This is a genomic window from Methylobacterium sp. FW102-HT35C08 (genome assembly GCF_058790235.1).
Genome location: NZ_JBYTCL010000002.1, coordinates 5,614,338 through 5,627,991, shown reverse-complemented (window position 1 = coordinate 5,627,991; position 13,654 = coordinate 5,614,338). Strand labels below are relative to the sequence as shown.

14 protein-coding genes are annotated in these 13,654 nt (G+C 72.1%); 9 read left to right on the top strand and 5 right to left on the bottom strand.

All coding sequences use genetic code 11. The features are described 5' to 3' along the window. Positions 1–2 precede the first annotated feature (2 nt). Complete coding sequence (locus AC3WSN_RS26970; RefSeq protein WP_492542158.1) at positions 3–563, bottom strand: DUF4865 family protein; 561 nt, start codon at positions 561–563, stop codon at positions 3–5. Between the two features lie 88 nt (positions 564–651). On the opposite strand from AC3WSN_RS26970, the gene AC3WSN_RS26965 reads away from it, so the two are divergent. Then, positions 652–1,527: a LysR family transcriptional regulator gene (locus AC3WSN_RS26965; RefSeq protein WP_192706274.1), complete on the top strand. Its 876-nt coding sequence runs from the start codon at positions 652–654 to the stop codon at positions 1,525–1,527. A 19-nt stretch (positions 1,528–1,546) separates the two neighbouring features. Here the strand turns inward: AC3WSN_RS26965 and secB are convergent, their stop codons facing one another. Next, positions 1,547–2,047 (bottom strand): protein-export chaperone SecB, encoded by a 501-nt coding sequence (gene secB, locus AC3WSN_RS26960; protein ID WP_192706273.1) that lies wholly within the window; start codon positions 2,045–2,047, stop codon positions 1,547–1,549. 337 nt (positions 2,048–2,384) lie between these two features. Between secB and AC3WSN_RS26955 the strand changes: the two genes are divergently transcribed. The 8 genes from AC3WSN_RS26955 (at position 2,385) to gmk (ending at position 9,820) form a co-directional block, all read left to right on the top strand. After that, positions 2,385–3,098, top strand: coding sequence for a Tim44/TimA family putative adaptor protein (locus AC3WSN_RS26955; protein ID WP_192707318.1), 714 nt, complete (start codon positions 2,385–2,387; stop codon positions 3,096–3,098). Positions 3,099–3,122: 24 nt separating this feature from the next. Beyond that, positions 3,123–4,316, top strand: coding sequence for a murein transglycosylase A (mltA, locus tag AC3WSN_RS26950; protein ID WP_492543272.1), 1,194 nt, complete (start codon positions 3,123–3,125; stop codon positions 4,314–4,316). Then, a complete protein-coding gene (locus tag AC3WSN_RS26945) occupies positions 4,313–4,948 on the top strand; it encodes a Smr/MutS family protein (protein ID WP_492542155.1) in 636 nt (211 codons plus the stop codon). Before mltA ends, AC3WSN_RS26945 begins: the two co-directional genes overlap by 4 nt. A gap of 201 nt (positions 4,949–5,149) precedes the next feature. Further along, a complete protein-coding gene (gene mutM / locus AC3WSN_RS26940) occupies positions 5,150–6,040 on the top strand; it encodes a bifunctional DNA-formamidopyrimidine glycosylase/DNA-(apurinic or apyrimidinic site) lyase (protein ID WP_192706270.1) in 891 nt (296 codons plus the stop codon). A 151-nt stretch (positions 6,041–6,191) separates the two neighbouring features. Continuing rightward, the gene (gene mltG, locus AC3WSN_RS26935) at positions 6,192–7,604 is read left to right on the top strand and encodes an endolytic transglycosylase MltG (protein ID WP_192706269.1); all 1,413 of its coding nucleotides are present in this window, start codon (positions 6,192–6,194) and stop codon (positions 7,602–7,604) included. A gap of 82 nt (positions 7,605–7,686) precedes the next feature. Next, positions 7,687–8,115, top strand: a complete 429-nt coding sequence (locus tag AC3WSN_RS26930) for a VOC family protein (RefSeq protein ID WP_492542153.1) — start codon at positions 7,687–7,689, stop codon at positions 8,113–8,115. 117 nt (positions 8,116–8,232) lie between these two features. Beyond that, entirely contained in the window at positions 8,233–9,108 is an 876-nt protein-coding gene (locus AC3WSN_RS26925) for a YicC/YloC family endoribonuclease (protein WP_492542151.1), read from the top strand. Between the two features lie 49 nt (positions 9,109–9,157). Then, positions 9,158–9,820 carry a guanylate kinase gene (gmk, locus tag AC3WSN_RS26920; protein WP_492542149.1) on the top strand — a complete coding sequence of 221 codons (663 nt, stop codon included), beginning with the start codon at positions 9,158–9,160 and terminating at the stop codon, positions 9,818–9,820. A 15-nt stretch (positions 9,821–9,835) separates the two neighbouring features. On the opposite strand, the gene AC3WSN_RS26915 is transcribed toward gmk, so the two are convergent. The 3 genes from AC3WSN_RS26915 to AC3WSN_RS26905 all read right to left on the bottom strand — a co-directional run bounded on the left by AC3WSN_RS26915 (position 9,836) and on the right by AC3WSN_RS26905 (position 13,645). Further along, positions 9,836–10,282, bottom strand: a complete 447-nt coding sequence (locus AC3WSN_RS26915) for a DMT family transporter (protein ID WP_192706265.1) — start codon at positions 10,280–10,282, stop codon at positions 9,836–9,838. A 127-nt stretch (positions 10,283–10,409) separates the two neighbouring features. Continuing rightward, on the bottom strand, positions 10,410–11,015 hold the full coding sequence (locus AC3WSN_RS26910) for a biliverdin-producing heme oxygenase (RefSeq protein ID WP_492543270.1): 606 nt from the start codon (positions 11,013–11,015) through the stop codon (positions 10,410–10,412). A 14-nt stretch (positions 11,016–11,029) separates the two neighbouring features. After that, on the bottom strand, positions 11,030–13,645 hold the full coding sequence (locus AC3WSN_RS26905; protein WP_492542146.1) for a histidine kinase dimerization/phosphoacceptor domain -containing protein: 2,616 nt from the start codon (positions 13,643–13,645) through the stop codon (positions 11,030–11,032). Positions 13,646–13,654 lie beyond the last annotated feature (9 nt).

The following is a 13,654-nucleotide window of genomic DNA, read 5'->3' as shown; positions in this document are numbered from 1 at the left end:
GATCAGTGGCCGCGCGCCGCGGCGAGGCCGGGACGGGCGAGATGCGCGATCGCCACGGCCGGCGTACCGGCGGCCGGCTCGGACCGGAGCGTGAAGCGGGTCAGCCGCCAGCCCTCGGGATCGAGGCCGGCCAATGTTCCGAGAAGGCCGGGCTCGCCGGCAATGGCGCGGCCGCGCGTCCGCTCGGTCTCGCTCAGCGTGGCGAGATCCTCCTCGGGGGCGACGAGGCGTGACTCCTCCGATAGGAAACGGGCCGTGGCGGCAGGCCCGAAATCCACCGCCGAGAGCAGCCAAGTCTCGACACGCGGTCGCCCGAAGCTGTCGACGACGGCTCGGAAAGCGGGAGCGGCCAGGAAGGCGGCCGCCGCGCCGGCGTCCTGCCATAGATAGAGCGAGCTGTAGGCGTTCGTCGCCGCACCCCGGCCCCGCTCCTCGATCGTGACAGCCTTGAGGACCAGCCCCGGCATGACATCCCAGGCGGGTGCCCGCTCAGCGACGCGCGCACGGATGCGGTTCATGTCGTAGTCGGCCGGCAGGCGGTGACGGTATCGGGCGATCAGCATCGGGCAAACCTCGTTGGCGCCCGCAAGCTTGCACGACGGCTTGATAACTGCGACATATCGAAACCGATGTCTGTCATTTCATTTTTTTATGACCGTACCTCCTCTCGATCTCGACGGTGTCCTGACCTTCGTTCGGGTGGCCGATCTCGGCAGCTTCACGCGTGCCGCCGAGGCGCTTGCCACCTCGCAGGCGGCGATCAGCCTGCGCCTCAAGCGTCTGGAGGACAGGCTCGGCACGCGCCTCCTCGACCGGACGCCGCGGCACGTCGCCGTGACCCGACAGGGTGCGCAGTTCCTGCCGGCGGCCCGGCGGCTTCTGGAGGCGCATGACAGCGCGCTGGCGGAGGTCGCGGGGACGGTGCCGGCCCGCCTGAGCCTCGGCATCAGCGACCATGTCGCCGGGCCGGGCCTCCCCGCTCTGTTGAGGCGGCTCGGCCTCGACGGGGCCGGTCTCGTTACGGAGGTGCGGATCGTGGCGTCGCGCGATCTCGCGGCCGCCTTCGACGCGCCCGGCGAAGGCGGCTACGACGCGGTAATACTGCGCACGGAAGCGGCGTCCGGGCACGACGGAACGGTGCTGGCGGAAGAGCGCCTGGGCTGGTTTGCCGCGCCGGACTTTCCCGCACCACATGCGGGCGAGCCGCTGCGGCTCGCCGGTCTCGCCGGTCCGTGCAACGTCCGGGGTGCCGCGACGCGCGTCCTCGACGCGGCGGGCCTGCCCTGGACCGAGGTCTTCGTCGGCGGCGGCGTGATGGCGGTCGGGGCGGCGGTCACGGCCGGCCTCGCGGTCGCGGCTCTGGCGCCGAGCACCGCGCCGCCGGGCGCCATGGAGGTCGGCGCGCGGCTCGGCCTGCCCGAATTGCCCCGGACCTGGATCGTGCTGCGCGCCCGCCGCCTGGACGGGCGCGCCGCCCAGGCCCTGCGGGCTCTGGCGGCGGCCTACCGGAACCCCGGCGGCCGCTGACGGGCCGCCGGTGTGAGCCTCAGGAGGCGAGCGGCCCCTGGGCGCCCTGCTGCTCGATCATCTTCTGCCGGTACAGACCGACGAAATCGATCGGGTCGATGTACAGGGGCGGGAAGCCGCCGTTGCGCACCGCCTCGGCCACGATCTGGCGGGCGAAGGGGAACAGCAGGCGCGGGCACTCGATCATCACGGCCGGATGGATCTGGTCGGCCGGAATGTTCAGCAGGCGGAACACGCCCGCGTAGGTCACCTCGAAGGCGAACAGCACCTCGTTCTGGACCTTGGCGTCGCCCTCGAGCTTCAGCTCGACCTCGAAATCGGTCTCGGAGAGCTGCTGCGCGTTGACGTTGACCTGGATGTTGATCTGCGGCCCCTGGCCCTCCTTGGGCTGCAGCGAGCGCGGCGCGTTCGGGTTCTCGAAGGAGAGATCCTTCGTGTACTGCGCCAGGGCGTTGATGGTCGGTACGTCGCCCTGCGGCATGCCGCCGCCGTTGCCGTTCGCTGCCGGGGAATCGGCCATGCGGATCATCCTTCTCGATCAGCCGGCGCGGCCGGCGCGGGTTGGTGTCGCGGCGGGTGCCGCTGGATAAAGCCGCGGAACTGCCCAAACTGCAGGGCCGCTAGCACGCGGACCATCCCTGGACAAGCGAGCTGGCGCGACGCTGGCGTTGCCGGCCCGAGCGACCCATATCGCGATCAAGTCGCGCGAGCCGACTCCGCACGCGTACAACCGGCTCGCTCCTTACGCGTTGGTCGGATATGAGTCGCCAGGACCTATGCGTGCCTCAACGGCGCCGCACCGCGTCTGACCTGAGCCAACGGCACAGGGTCTTGCCGCGGCCACCATCGGATCGGTGATGCAGGACAGTTTCGACGTTACGACCATCATCTTCCTCGCGCTCGCAGTCTTCGTGATCTGGCGTCTGCGCTCGGTGCTCGGCCAGAAGACCGGAGCGGAGCGCTCCCCGTTCAAGCCGGTCGATCGCAGCCGCACCGAGCCCCAGGCGCGGTCCGACGGCGACAACGTGGTGCGCCTGCCGGGCGCCGACCGGGTTCAGCCCGCGCCGCCGCCGGCCGCGGCACCGCGCGACTGGCGCGGGATCGCCGAGCCCGGCTCCGAGATCGCGCGCGGCCTCGAGGCCTGCGTCCAGGCCGAGCCCGGCTTCGATCCGCGCGCCTTCCTGGAGGGCGCCAAGTCGGCCTACGAGGCGATCATGATCGCCTTCGCCAAGGGCGACCGGAAGACCCTGCGCGGGCTCCTGTCCAAGGAGGTCGGCGAGGCGTTCGAGCGCGCGATCGTCGAGCGCGAGCGCAACCGGCAGACGCTGGAGACCACCTTCGTGTCGATCGACAAGGCCGAGATCGTCGCCGTCGAGGTGCGCAACCGCGTCGCGCAGGTGACCGTGCGCTTCCTGTCGAACCTCATCACGGCCACCCGCAACGCGGAGGGCAAGGTGGTCGATGGCAGCGCCGAGACCGTGGTCGAAGTACCGGATGTCTGGACCTTCGCCCGCACTCTCGGCTCGCGAGATCCGAACTGGCAGCTCGTGGCCACCGAGGCCGGCGCCTGAACGCGTGGCAGCCAAGCCGTGCCGCTGCCATGCCTCCGATCCGGAACCGTTCCGGCCGCCGTCGCCGCGCTCGCCCTGACCCAGCTCGTCCTGACCTATGCGGCCAGCGCCGCACCTGAGACGGTCGGCGGCGCCGTCCTGACGCCCGTCGCCATCGAGACTCTGCCGGGCTTTCCCGGCCCGGATCCCGCCGCCGCGCGCGACGCCTTCCGCCGGGTCTGCACCGCGCCGCCCCCGGCCCTGCCGCAGCAAGCGAGTGTGGCGGGTGATCCCGCAGCCCTGGCCGAAGCCTGCGCGGCGTCCGCGGACGACGTTCCGGATGCCGCCACGTTCTTCCGCGATCATTTCGACGCGTTCCGCGTGGAGCGGCCGGACGCCGGGCAGCCCGGCTTCCTGACCGGCTATTTCGAGCCGGAGCTCGAGGGCTCCCTCGATCCCACCGCCGATTTCCCCACTCCGGTGCTCGCCCGCCCCGACGACCTCGTGTCCCTCGGCCCCGGCGAGACCCGCCCCGGCCTCGATCCGTCCCTGCGGGCCGCACAGGCCACCCCGGCCGGGTTCGCGCCCTATCCCGACCGCGCCGCCATCGAGGACGGGGCGCTCGGCGCGCAGGCACGGCCGATCCTGTGGCTGCGCGACGCGGTCGATCTGCTCGTGCTGCAGGTGCAGGGCTCAGGGCGCGTCCGTCTGCCGGACGGGCGCGCGGTGCGGGTCCTCTATGACGGGCGCAACGGCCGGCCCTACACGGCGGTGGCCAAGCTGATCGTGCAGGAGGGGCACCTGCCCCTCGAGGGCCTGACGCTCGCCCGCTGGACCGGGTGGCTGCGCGACCATCCCGACACCGCCCGCCGGCTGATCCGCGCGAATGCCTCCTACATCTTCTTCCGCCTCGCCGACGTGGCCGATCCGGCCCTCGGCCCCCCGGGGGCCGCGAACGCGCCCTTGAGCCCCGGCTACAGCCTCGCGGTGGATGCCGGCCTCTGGCGCTATGGGCTGCCGTTCTGGCTCGCCGGAAGGCTGCCCGATCGAGCCGAAGGCGCGGCGGGACGCCTCGTGATCGCCGCCGACACGGGATCGGCGATCGTCGGTCCGGCCCGCGGCGATCTCTTCGTCGGCACCGGTGCCCGGGCCGGCATCGTCGCTGGAAACCTGCGCGATGCCATCGGCTTCGTGGTCCTGCTGCCGAAGCGCAAGGCGTCCCGGGAGCGGGCGCCGTGAGGGCGCCCCGCCGCGGGCGCCGCCTCAGTGCGGGCGAGGCCCGTCTCTGGGACGCGATCGCCAAGCTGGTGACGCCGCTGCCCGGACGCGCGTCGCCGATCCCCGAGGCCGCCCCTTCCTCGGCGACGCCGACGGCCACCATGCCGGCCCTCTCGGCCCCGATCCTGAAGCCGAGCGCGGCACCGGCCGCCAAGAAGCCGCGGTCAAAGCCTCCGCCCAAGCCGGCAGCGGCACCGCCGCGTCCCGTGACCGCCGCCCCCTACCAGGCGCCGCCTCAGCACCACGCGCCGAGCGCGGGTCTCGAGCGAACCGCCAAGGTCGGCCTGCGCCGCGGGCGCCTCCCCATCGAGGCGCGAATCGACCTGCACGGGATGGTGCAGGCGGAGGCCCATGCCGCGCTCACGGGTTTCCTGCTGCGGGCGCGGGCCGCCGGACATGCCTATGTGCTGGTCGTCACCGGCAAGGGTGGACCGGGCTATTCCGAGGCCTTCGCCGAGCGCGGAGTCCTGCGCCGCAGCGTGCCGCACTGGCTCCGGGGGCCGGACTTGTGCGGGATCGTCCTCGGCTTCGAGGAGGCCGCCCGCCACCACGGCGGCGGCGGCGCGCTCTATGTGCGCCTGCGGCGCCGATAGGGCATCGCGCGTCGTTCCGGCCTGCATCCGTCCAACGGCAGGGCCTTCGGTCTCCCCCGCCCACCCGGAGGCGCCTTCTGGCCGTCTTGCTCGACCCAATGGGGCGTCAAACCGCGCGGGGCCATGCTGTTGCGGCAGGGCCCGTTCGCGCCGATATCGGGACCCGGCGCACGCGGCGCCGCACACACAGCCGTTCGAGAGATGCCGGAGCTTCCCGAAGTCGAGACCGTACGGCGCGGACTGGCCCCCGCCCTGGTGGGGGCGCGTTTCAGCCGCGTCACCCTGCGCCGGGCCAATCTGCGCTTCCCGTTCCCGGAGCGCTTCGCCGCCCGGCTCGAGGGGCGGGCCGTCACGCATCTCGCGCGCCGGGCCAAGTACCTGACCGCCGACCTCGACTCGGGCGAGACGCTCGTCATGCATCTCGGCATGAGCGGCCGGTTCGACGTGGCGCTGCCCGACGGCCGCAACCTGTCGCCGGGGGACTTCTACCTCGAAGGGGCCCAGGGCACCCCCAAGCACGACCACGTGGTGATGGCCATGAGCACCGGCGCCACGGTCACCTACAACGATGCCCGCCGCTTCGGCTTCATGGATCTCGTCCCGAGCGCGGATCTCGCCGCCTGCCGCCACTTCGCCCGGATGGGCGTCGAGCCCCTCGACGGGCTCACGGGGGCTGTGATCGCGCGGCTGTTCCGCCACAAGTCCGCGCCGCTGAAGGCCGCGCTCCTCGACCAGCGGCTGATCGCGGGTCTCGGAAACATCTACGTCTGCGAGGCGCTGCACCGGGCGCGCCTGCATCCGGAAGCGCCGGCCGGGAGCCTCGCCAAGCCCGACGGCCGCCCGACCGCCAAGGCCAACGCCCTGGCGAAGGCGATCGTGACGGTCCTGGAGGCGGCGGTCGAGGCCGGCGGCTCGACCCTGCGCGACTACGCGCAGACCGACGGCCGTTCGGGCGCCTTCCAGCACGCCTTCCGGGTCTACGACCGGGTCGGCCTGCCCTGCAGCCGGCCGGGCTGCGGCGGCGCGATCACCCGCATCGTGCAGGCCAACCGCTCGACCTTCTTCTGCGCCGCCTGTCAGCCCCCCGACTGACGGAACCGATCCGTCGACTCTCGCGCCGCGAAACGGCATTTTCGCCACAAACCCGGCTAGGGTCGGAGCCCTCGACGTGCGCACCCGGTTGCGGGCAGCCGATCCCGGCCCGCGACGCGTCACGGGTCGCGCGGGCCCAGACAGGATCCCGATGTTCTTCCGCCGCTCAAAGCCCCCCGCGCCCGAGACCACCGCGCTGGATCCGACGGACGGGCCGGCCCTGCCGCAGCGGCTCTCGCCGCGCTCGCCCGGCGAGGCGATCAAGCCGACCGCCGCCCCGCCGCCGCCGGAGAAGCCCGAGCGCGAGCGGAGCGGGCTCGTGGGCATCGTCAGCGGGGCCCTGACCTTCGCGGTGGTGATCGCCATCGCGGCGATGATCGGGATCACGCTGTTCCAGCGGCAGGTCCGCGAGCCGGGACCGCTCGCCGCCGACAAGGTCGTGGTGATCCCGACCCACAGCGGAACGTCCGAGATCGCCGACACGCTGAAGCGCGAGGGCGTGATCGACCATACCGGCCTGTTCGAGTTCGCCGCCCGGTTCGGCGGCCGGCCGGCGCTCCGGGCCGGCGAGTACGTGTTCAAGGCGCATGCGAGCATCGCCGACACGCTCGACACGATCGCCACCGGCCGCCAGGTCCAGCATGCCATCACGTTCCCGGAGGGCCTGACCTCCGAGCAGATCGTGACCCGCCTCAACGACAACGACGTGCTCACCGGGGAGGTCAACGACATCCCGGCTGAAGGCTCGCTCCTGCCCGACACCTACAAGTTCGAGCGCGGCGCCACCCGACAGCAGATCGTCAACCTGATGAAGGCCAAGCAGCGCGAGGTGCTGAACCAGATCTGGCTCCGGCGCAGCGCCGACGTGCCGGTCCGGACCCCGGCCGAGATGGTCACACTGGCCTCGATCGTCGAGAAGGAGACCGGCCGCGCCGACGAGCGTCCGCGGGTGGCGGGCGTGTTCATCAACCGCCTGAACAAGCGGATGAAGCTGCAATCCGACCCGACGATCGTCTACGGGCTCGTGGGCGGCCGCGGCACCCTCGGCCGCGGGATCATGCGCTCGGAGATCGACCGGCCGACGCCCTACAACACCTACGTGATCGAGGGCCTGCCGCCGGGCCCGATCGCCAATCCCGGCCGGGCTGCCCTGGAGGCGGTCGCCAACCCCTCGCGGACCAAGGACCTCTTCTTCGTGGCGGACGGGACCGGCGGGCACGCCTTCGCCGATTCGCTCGAGGCGCATCAGCGCAACGTCGCCCGCTGGCGGGCGGTGGAGAAGAGCCGGCAGGCGCCGCCGGACGCGGTCGATAAGGTCGAGCCCGGCCCCGATCCGGCGACGCCGGGCCGCGCCTCGGCCTACGCGCCGGGCGGCGCGCCCGCGGGGAACGGAACCAACACGAACGCGGCCTTCCTCGAAACCGGGGCGCCGAGCTCGCGGGCGTTCGACGCCTCCGAGGGCACGCGCCTCGATCCGCTGAAGAACCGCAGCTACGATCTGGGCTCGCCGAAGACCGTCCCGGCCCTCGCCGATCCGACGCCGGCGCCGCGCGGCCGGCGCTGACGGCCGGGGCCGGATCGCGGCCCCGCCGTTTCCGAGACGCCCGGCCGGACGTCGAGCCGCCTGCCGCGGAAGGGAGAGCCGGATGCCCCGGATGATCTTCGTGAACCTGCCCGTGGCCGACGTCGCGCGCGCGGCCGGATTCTACGCGGCCCTCGGGGCGGAGCGGGACACCCGCTTCTCCCAGCCGGGCACGGCCGCCGCGATGGTGTTCTCCGACGCGATCGTGGTGATGCTGCTCAGCCACGCACATTTCGCCCATTTCGCGCCGCGCCCGATCGCCGATGCCCGCACCGCCACCGAGGTGCTGATCTGCCTGTCCGAGGAGAGCCGGGCCGCGGTCGATGCGCGCGTCGCGCAAGCGGTCGACGCCGGAGGACGCGCCGACCTCAGGGCCCCGCAGGCGATGGGCGAGATGATGTACAGCCGCAACCTCGAGGATCTCGACGGCCACGTGATCGAGCTGATGTGGATGGACGCGGCGGCCGTGACGCAGGGTCAGCCCGGCGCGTGATCCCGCCGTGCCCCCCTCCTCCGGGGGCCTCGCCGGCGCCGACGAACCGACCGACCTCTTCCCCACCCGCCGATCCGTGCTACAGGCCCCGATCTTCGAGGGGGGATGGGGGTCGCCATGGCCCAGATCGCGAGCATGACCGGCTTCGCCCGCGCGGCGGGCACCACCGGGCCGGTGCAATGGGCCTGGGAAGTCCGCAGCGTCAACGGGCGCGGCCTCGACGTGCGCGTCCGCGTGCCGGCCGGCTATGACGGCCTCGGCGAGACCGCCCGCACGGCCCTCCAGAAAACCCTCACCCGCGGCCAGTGCCAGCTGACGCTGACGCTGACCCGGCCGGAGGCGACGACGCGGGTCCGGATCAACGAGGCCCTTCTGGCCAGTCTCGCGCAGGCCGTGGCCCGGGTGCCGGTTCCCGAGGGCGTGGCACCTGCCACTCTGGACGGGCTGCTCGGCATCCGCGGCGTGATCGAGACGGAAGATGAGGCGACGGACACGGAGGTGCTCACCCGGGACCTCGCCGCCAGCGTCGTCCAGTTGGTCGCGGATCTCGTCGAGGCGCGCCGCGCCGAGGGCCGTCAGCTGGAGCAGGTCGTCGGCGCCCAGGTCGCCCGGATCGCCGCGCTGACGCAGGCCGCGGAGGACAACCCGGCGCGTCAGCCCGAGGCGGTGCGCGCGCGTCTGGCGGCCGCCGTGGCGGCGCTGGGCGGCAGCGGCCTCGATCCCGACCGCCTGCATCAGGAGGCTATGCTGCTCGCCGGGAAGGCGGATGTCCGCGAGGAGCTGGACCGCCTCAGGGCCCATGTCGCCAGCGCCCAGGAGCTGCTGGCCGCCGGCGGCGCGATCGGCCGCCGCCTCGACTTCCTGGCCCAGGAATTCGGACGCGAGGCCAACACCCTGTGCGCGAAGGCCAACGACATCACCCTGTCGCGGATCGGGCTCGACCTGAAGGCCGTGGTCGAGCAGTTCCGCGAGCAGGTCCAGAACATCGAATGACCGGTCGAGACGTGAGGATATGGATGCCGAACCCCGCGGAGACACGCGCATGACCGAGCCGGCCGGCGGCGCCACCGACCCCATCGCGCGGCGTGGGCTGATCCTGATCCTGTCCTCGCCCTCCGGGGCGGGCAAGACCACCCTGACGCGGGCGATCGCGCAGGATCCGGCCTGGGCGCTCGACCTGTCGATCTCCGTGACCACGCGGTCCCGCCGCCCGTCCGAGATCGACGGGCGCCACTATCACTTCATCGATCGCGAGGCGTTCGAGGACCTGCGCAGCCGCGACGACCTGCTCGAATGGGCCGAGGTCCACGGCAATTTCTACGGGACGCCCCGCCGGCCGGTGGAGAAGGTGCTCGGGGCCGGCCGGGACATGATCTTCGACATCGACTACCAGGGCACACGGCAGGTGCGCGCGAAGCTGGCCCAGGATGTCGTGACGGTCTTCATCCTGCCGCCCAGCATGGCCGAACTGCGCCAGCGCCTCGAGCGCCGGGCCGAGGATTCGGCCGACACCATCGAGAAGCGTCTCGCCAACGCCCGGACCGAGATCCAGCGCTGGATCGAGTACGATTACGTCATCGTCAACGACGACCTGCAGAACGCCTTCAAGGCGCTCCAGGGGATCCTTGCGGCCGAGCGGCTCAAGCGCGCGCGCCGCACCGGACTGGCGCAGTTCGTCGACGGCCTGCTGGCCGAGACGCCCTAAGGACCGGGAGCGTTCCTATCGGCGGATCAGCACGACGCCGCCGATCAGGAGCCCGACCCCGATCAGGCGCGGCAGGTCGACGGATCGCTGCGCCAAGCCGAGCAGGCCGAACTGATCGAACACGATCGAGGCGAGCATCTGACCCGTCACCAGGAGGGCGAAGAAGGTCGCGGCGCCGAGCTTTGGGACGAGCAGGATCGCCAGCCCGATGAAGAGCGCGCCGAACAGGCCGCCGCTCCAGGTCCACCACGGGATGCGCCCCGCCACGCTCGCTGCCGGCACGGGATCGCGCAGGGCTCCGGCGAGGAGCGCCATGCAGGTGAGGCCGACCGCGTAGCTGGCGAATCCCGCCCACGACGCCGAGGCGAGCCCGGCGCGCAGATTCGCGTTCAGGATCTGCTGCAGGACGAGGCCGGCCCCTGCCAGGACAGCGAGCAAGGCGGGTATCGCGAGAGCGAGCATCGGGGAACGGGCCTGTTCGGAGGGGTTGATCCACCCGGAGTGACAGCCGCTCCGGCGCAGGCCGTCAAATGCCGTGCCTGCTGGCTTCATGGGAAACCCGCGCGCCCGCTGGATGGATATGCGGCGCTCAGGGCCCGGCAGAACCCTCGGGCGCGGGGCTCAGCCACGCGCGCATCGCCGCGAAGGTGGCCACCGCGGCTCCGGTCAGGACCGCTTCCGCGGCCGGATCGTCCGCGAAGATTTCGAGCCGCGCCCGAAGGGCCGCCCACATCGACCCGGCGGCCGGGCCGTGCGCCCGGTAATAGGCGAGCCCGGCGCCGGACAGGCCATGCAGGTCAGCGATATGCCGGCCGATCACTTTGCCGCCCAGCGTCGAGCCCTCCAGCACGTAGAGCGCGCCCGTGGCCGCGGCCGGTCCCCGAAGGACGGGCCCCTCACGACCGCCGAGCATCGGCAGCGGCAGCGCGGCCACCGCATCGGCACTCAGCCCGAGATGCTGGAGGTCCGCGGCCAGCAGCGCGAGGCGGCGACGCGGTGCGAGAAAAGCGTCATCGGCCAGCTCGGCGCCGATCACCGGCTCCCAGGCCGCATGGAAACCGTGGAGCCGCGCCAGCAAGGTGCGATAGCCCGGCAGCGTCGCGACGCGCGCCCGCCAGTCGAGGGAATCCTCCAGGGCCTGGTGGGCTGGCCCCGTGGCCGTCCGAAGCCTGGCATGCAGGCTGTCGCGGCCCATCGATCCCGGTGCGCTCACGCGGTGATCGTGAAGCAGGCGCCGGGATTGTTGGCGACGTCGAGCCGGGCGTTGATCTGTTCGAGCATCGCCCGGATCAGCTTCATGCCCAGGCCGGATCCCTTACCGCGGGCCTTGGCGTCGGCCCAATCGTCGGGCAGGCCGGCGCCATCATCGCAGACCCGGAGCTGGACCTCTCCGGGACCGGAGGCCGAGACCTTCACCTCGACACGGCCGCCCCCGGCCGGATTCGCGGCGTATTTGAAGGCGTTGGTCACGAGTTCCGTGGCGATCAGCGAGAGCGCGACCGCCTTGCGGTAGGGCACCATCAGGCCCGGCTCCGCGGACATATCCACGGCGTGTCCGTCGCCGGCGAGTCCCGCGAGATCGTTGCACAGGCTCTCGATGGTCTGGCCGAGATCGACCTCGTCGAAGCGTTCCGCCTGATACAGGCTGTCGTGAACCCGGGCGACGCTCATCACCCGGGCGGAGGTATCGGCGAAGGCCTGCCGGGCTTCGCCGTCGGCGATCTGCCGCCGCTGCATCTGCAGGAAGGCGGAGACGATCTGCAGGGAGTTCTTCACCCGGTGGTCGATCTCGCGGGTCAGCAAGTCCTTCTGCTCGAGCAGGCGCTCCTTCTCGGCCAGAAGGCTCGTCAGCTCGTCGATCTTGCGGCTCTGGCGCAGCACGACGCCCTCCACGGCCTCGGTCAGCGAAGCCGCGAGCTGGAGCTGCCACTCCGCCCAGGGTGCCGCGAAACCGGTGCGCTCCTCCACCCAGCGCTCGAAGGAGCGGCGCGGCAGCACGGCGATAGGGCCGCTTCCGGCGAGAACGGGCTTGCGCGGGTCGCCGCCCCACGTGACCGTGCTGGGCACTTCGGGGCGGAACCAGAGCAGCAGGTTCTCCCGCGACTCGTCGACGAAGGCGGCCAGCAGGCCGCTCGCGATCTCGCGGTGCGGCGCCGCTTCCAGGTACTCGGTGGTGAAACTGTTGCTGCTGTAGACGCTTTCCCCCGAGGGCATCCGTTCCCGCAGCCAGCCCGCGATCGCCGCCATCATGTCCGGCGGCGGCGTCCGGCCGATCTGCGTGACCCGCTCACCCGAGACGATTCCGGCGCCCGTGGCGCTGAACAGGTCGAGCAGCGTGGTCGCGCCGCCGGTCAGGGCCGCCACGAAATCGTCGGACCGGGTCAGCCCGCGCACGAGGCGCCCCTCGACATCGAGATGGGCCTGGCGCTCGTCCCAGAGCCGGCGGGACTCGATCTCCTGCACCCGCATGGCGAAGGCGTCGGTGAGCACCGTCGCGGCGGAGCGGGTCTCCGGCGTGACGTAGTGCGGACGGCGGTGGTGGCCGATCATCAGGCCCCAGAGCCGGCCCTCGACCATGATCGAGATCGACATCGATCCGTTCACGCCGAGGTTGCGCTGGTACTCCAAGTGGATCGGCGACAGCGTCCGATGCTGCGCGAAGGTGAGGTCGATCGGGGCGTTGCCGGCGGCGGGCGCCGCAATTAGACCGACCGGCACGCTGTCGCGGTCGATCACGAAGCGGCTCTTGGCCTTCGTGTAGAGGGCACGTGCCTGGGCGGGGATGTCGGAGGCGGGAAAGCGCAGGCCCAGCAGGCTCCGCGACCAATCGGGCACCTTGTCCTCGGCCACCGCCTCGCCGTTCCAGTCGCTGTCGAACCGGTAGACCAGCACCGCCTCGAAACCCGTCAGGGCGCGGATCTCGAGGGCGGCGATCCGGGCGGCACCCGCCAGGGTCGCGGCCTCGCGCAGGCGGCCGACTGCGAGTTCGACGTCGACCTGACTGGCCGTGGCGAAGTCGTCGGCTGAGTCGGGTTCCAGCTCGAGTTCGACGATGAGCCGTCCGGCATGGGCATGGGCGACAGCGTGGTAAGGGGTGCTCCGGCCCGGAAGGAGCAGCCGGCGACGCACCGAGCGGCCGTCATCCAAGGTCCCGCTCGCCAAGCGCGCCTGAACCGCCTCGATGAACGCCACCGGCAGGATATCGGCGAGCGGGCGGCCCGCCAGCGGCAGCTCGGACGGATCCACGATCTCGGACACGTTCGCCGAGTAAGCGAGCACCAGCAGGGTCGCCGCGTCGGCGGCGAGCATCACGGCATTGGGCTGGATCGAGCCGGGGATGTGGATCGGCTCGCGCTCGCAGATGCTGGCATCGACCGGCTCGGCCCGGACGCGTTGCCCGATCGCCGCCATCACGGCCTCGCGCGACAGGCCGGCCCCGAGGCTCTCAAGCGGATCGATGGTCAGCCACGTCACCGGAGCACCCGCCGCGATCGTTCCGTGACGCATATGGACCCGGGCCCGGAGCGGCTGCGGCAGCCGACCGAAGACGTAATCGAAGCTCTCGTCCAGGGCGCCGCGACGGGCGCCGGCGAGGAAGCGGCCCCGGAAGCCCGGGACGTTGGTGCCCGGCATCACCTCGCGGAAATAGTTGCGCCCCAGGACGGCGTCGCGTGACAGGCCCGAGATCGCGCTCGCGCCCTCGCTGAACGCCACGACGGCTCCGGCCGCGTCGAGACCGATGACCCCCTGATCCAGGCGGTCGATCGCGTCGGGCGCGAGCACGTCGAGGTCGACGCCGTTATCGGGGACCTGGCTCGGCGGCATCAGGAACGA

Coding starts and splice junctions, on each gene's coding strand:
- AC3WSN_RS26955 (WP_192707318.1), top strand. CDS start 2,385: ATGCAGGACAGTTTCGACGTTACGACCATCATCTTCCTCGCGCTCGCA.
- AC3WSN_RS26910 (WP_492543270.1), bottom strand. CDS start 11,015: ATGGGCCGCGACAGCCTGCATGCCAGGCTTCGGACGGCCACGGGGCCA.
- mltG (WP_192706269.1), top strand. CDS start 6,192: ATGTTCTTCCGCCGCTCAAAGCCCCCCGCGCCCGAGACCACCGCGCTG.
- mutM (WP_192706270.1), top strand. CDS start 5,150: ATGCCGGAGCTTCCCGAAGTCGAGACCGTACGGCGCGGACTGGCCCCC.
- AC3WSN_RS26965 (WP_192706274.1), top strand. CDS start 652: ATGACCGTACCTCCTCTCGATCTCGACGGTGTCCTGACCTTCGTTCGG.
- AC3WSN_RS26930 (WP_492542153.1), top strand. CDS start 7,687: ATGCCCCGGATGATCTTCGTGAACCTGCCCGTGGCCGACGTCGCGCGC.
- gmk (WP_492542149.1), top strand. CDS start 9,158: ATGACCGAGCCGGCCGGCGGCGCCACCGACCCCATCGCGCGGCGTGGG.
- AC3WSN_RS26915 (WP_192706265.1), bottom strand. CDS start 10,282: ATGCTCGCTCTCGCGATACCCGCCTTGCTCGCTGTCCTGGCAGGGGCC.
- AC3WSN_RS26905 (WP_492542146.1), bottom strand. CDS start 13,645: ATGCCGCCGAGCCAGGTCCCCGATAACGGCGTCGACCTCGACGTGCTC.
- AC3WSN_RS26970 (WP_492542158.1), bottom strand. CDS start 563: ATGCTGATCGCCCGATACCGTCACCGCCTGCCGGCCGACTACGACATG.
- secB (WP_192706273.1), bottom strand. CDS start 2,047: ATGGCCGATTCCCCGGCAGCGAACGGCAACGGCGGCGGCATGCCGCAG.
- AC3WSN_RS26925 (WP_492542151.1), top strand. CDS start 8,233: ATGGCCCAGATCGCGAGCATGACCGGCTTCGCCCGCGCGGCGGGCACC.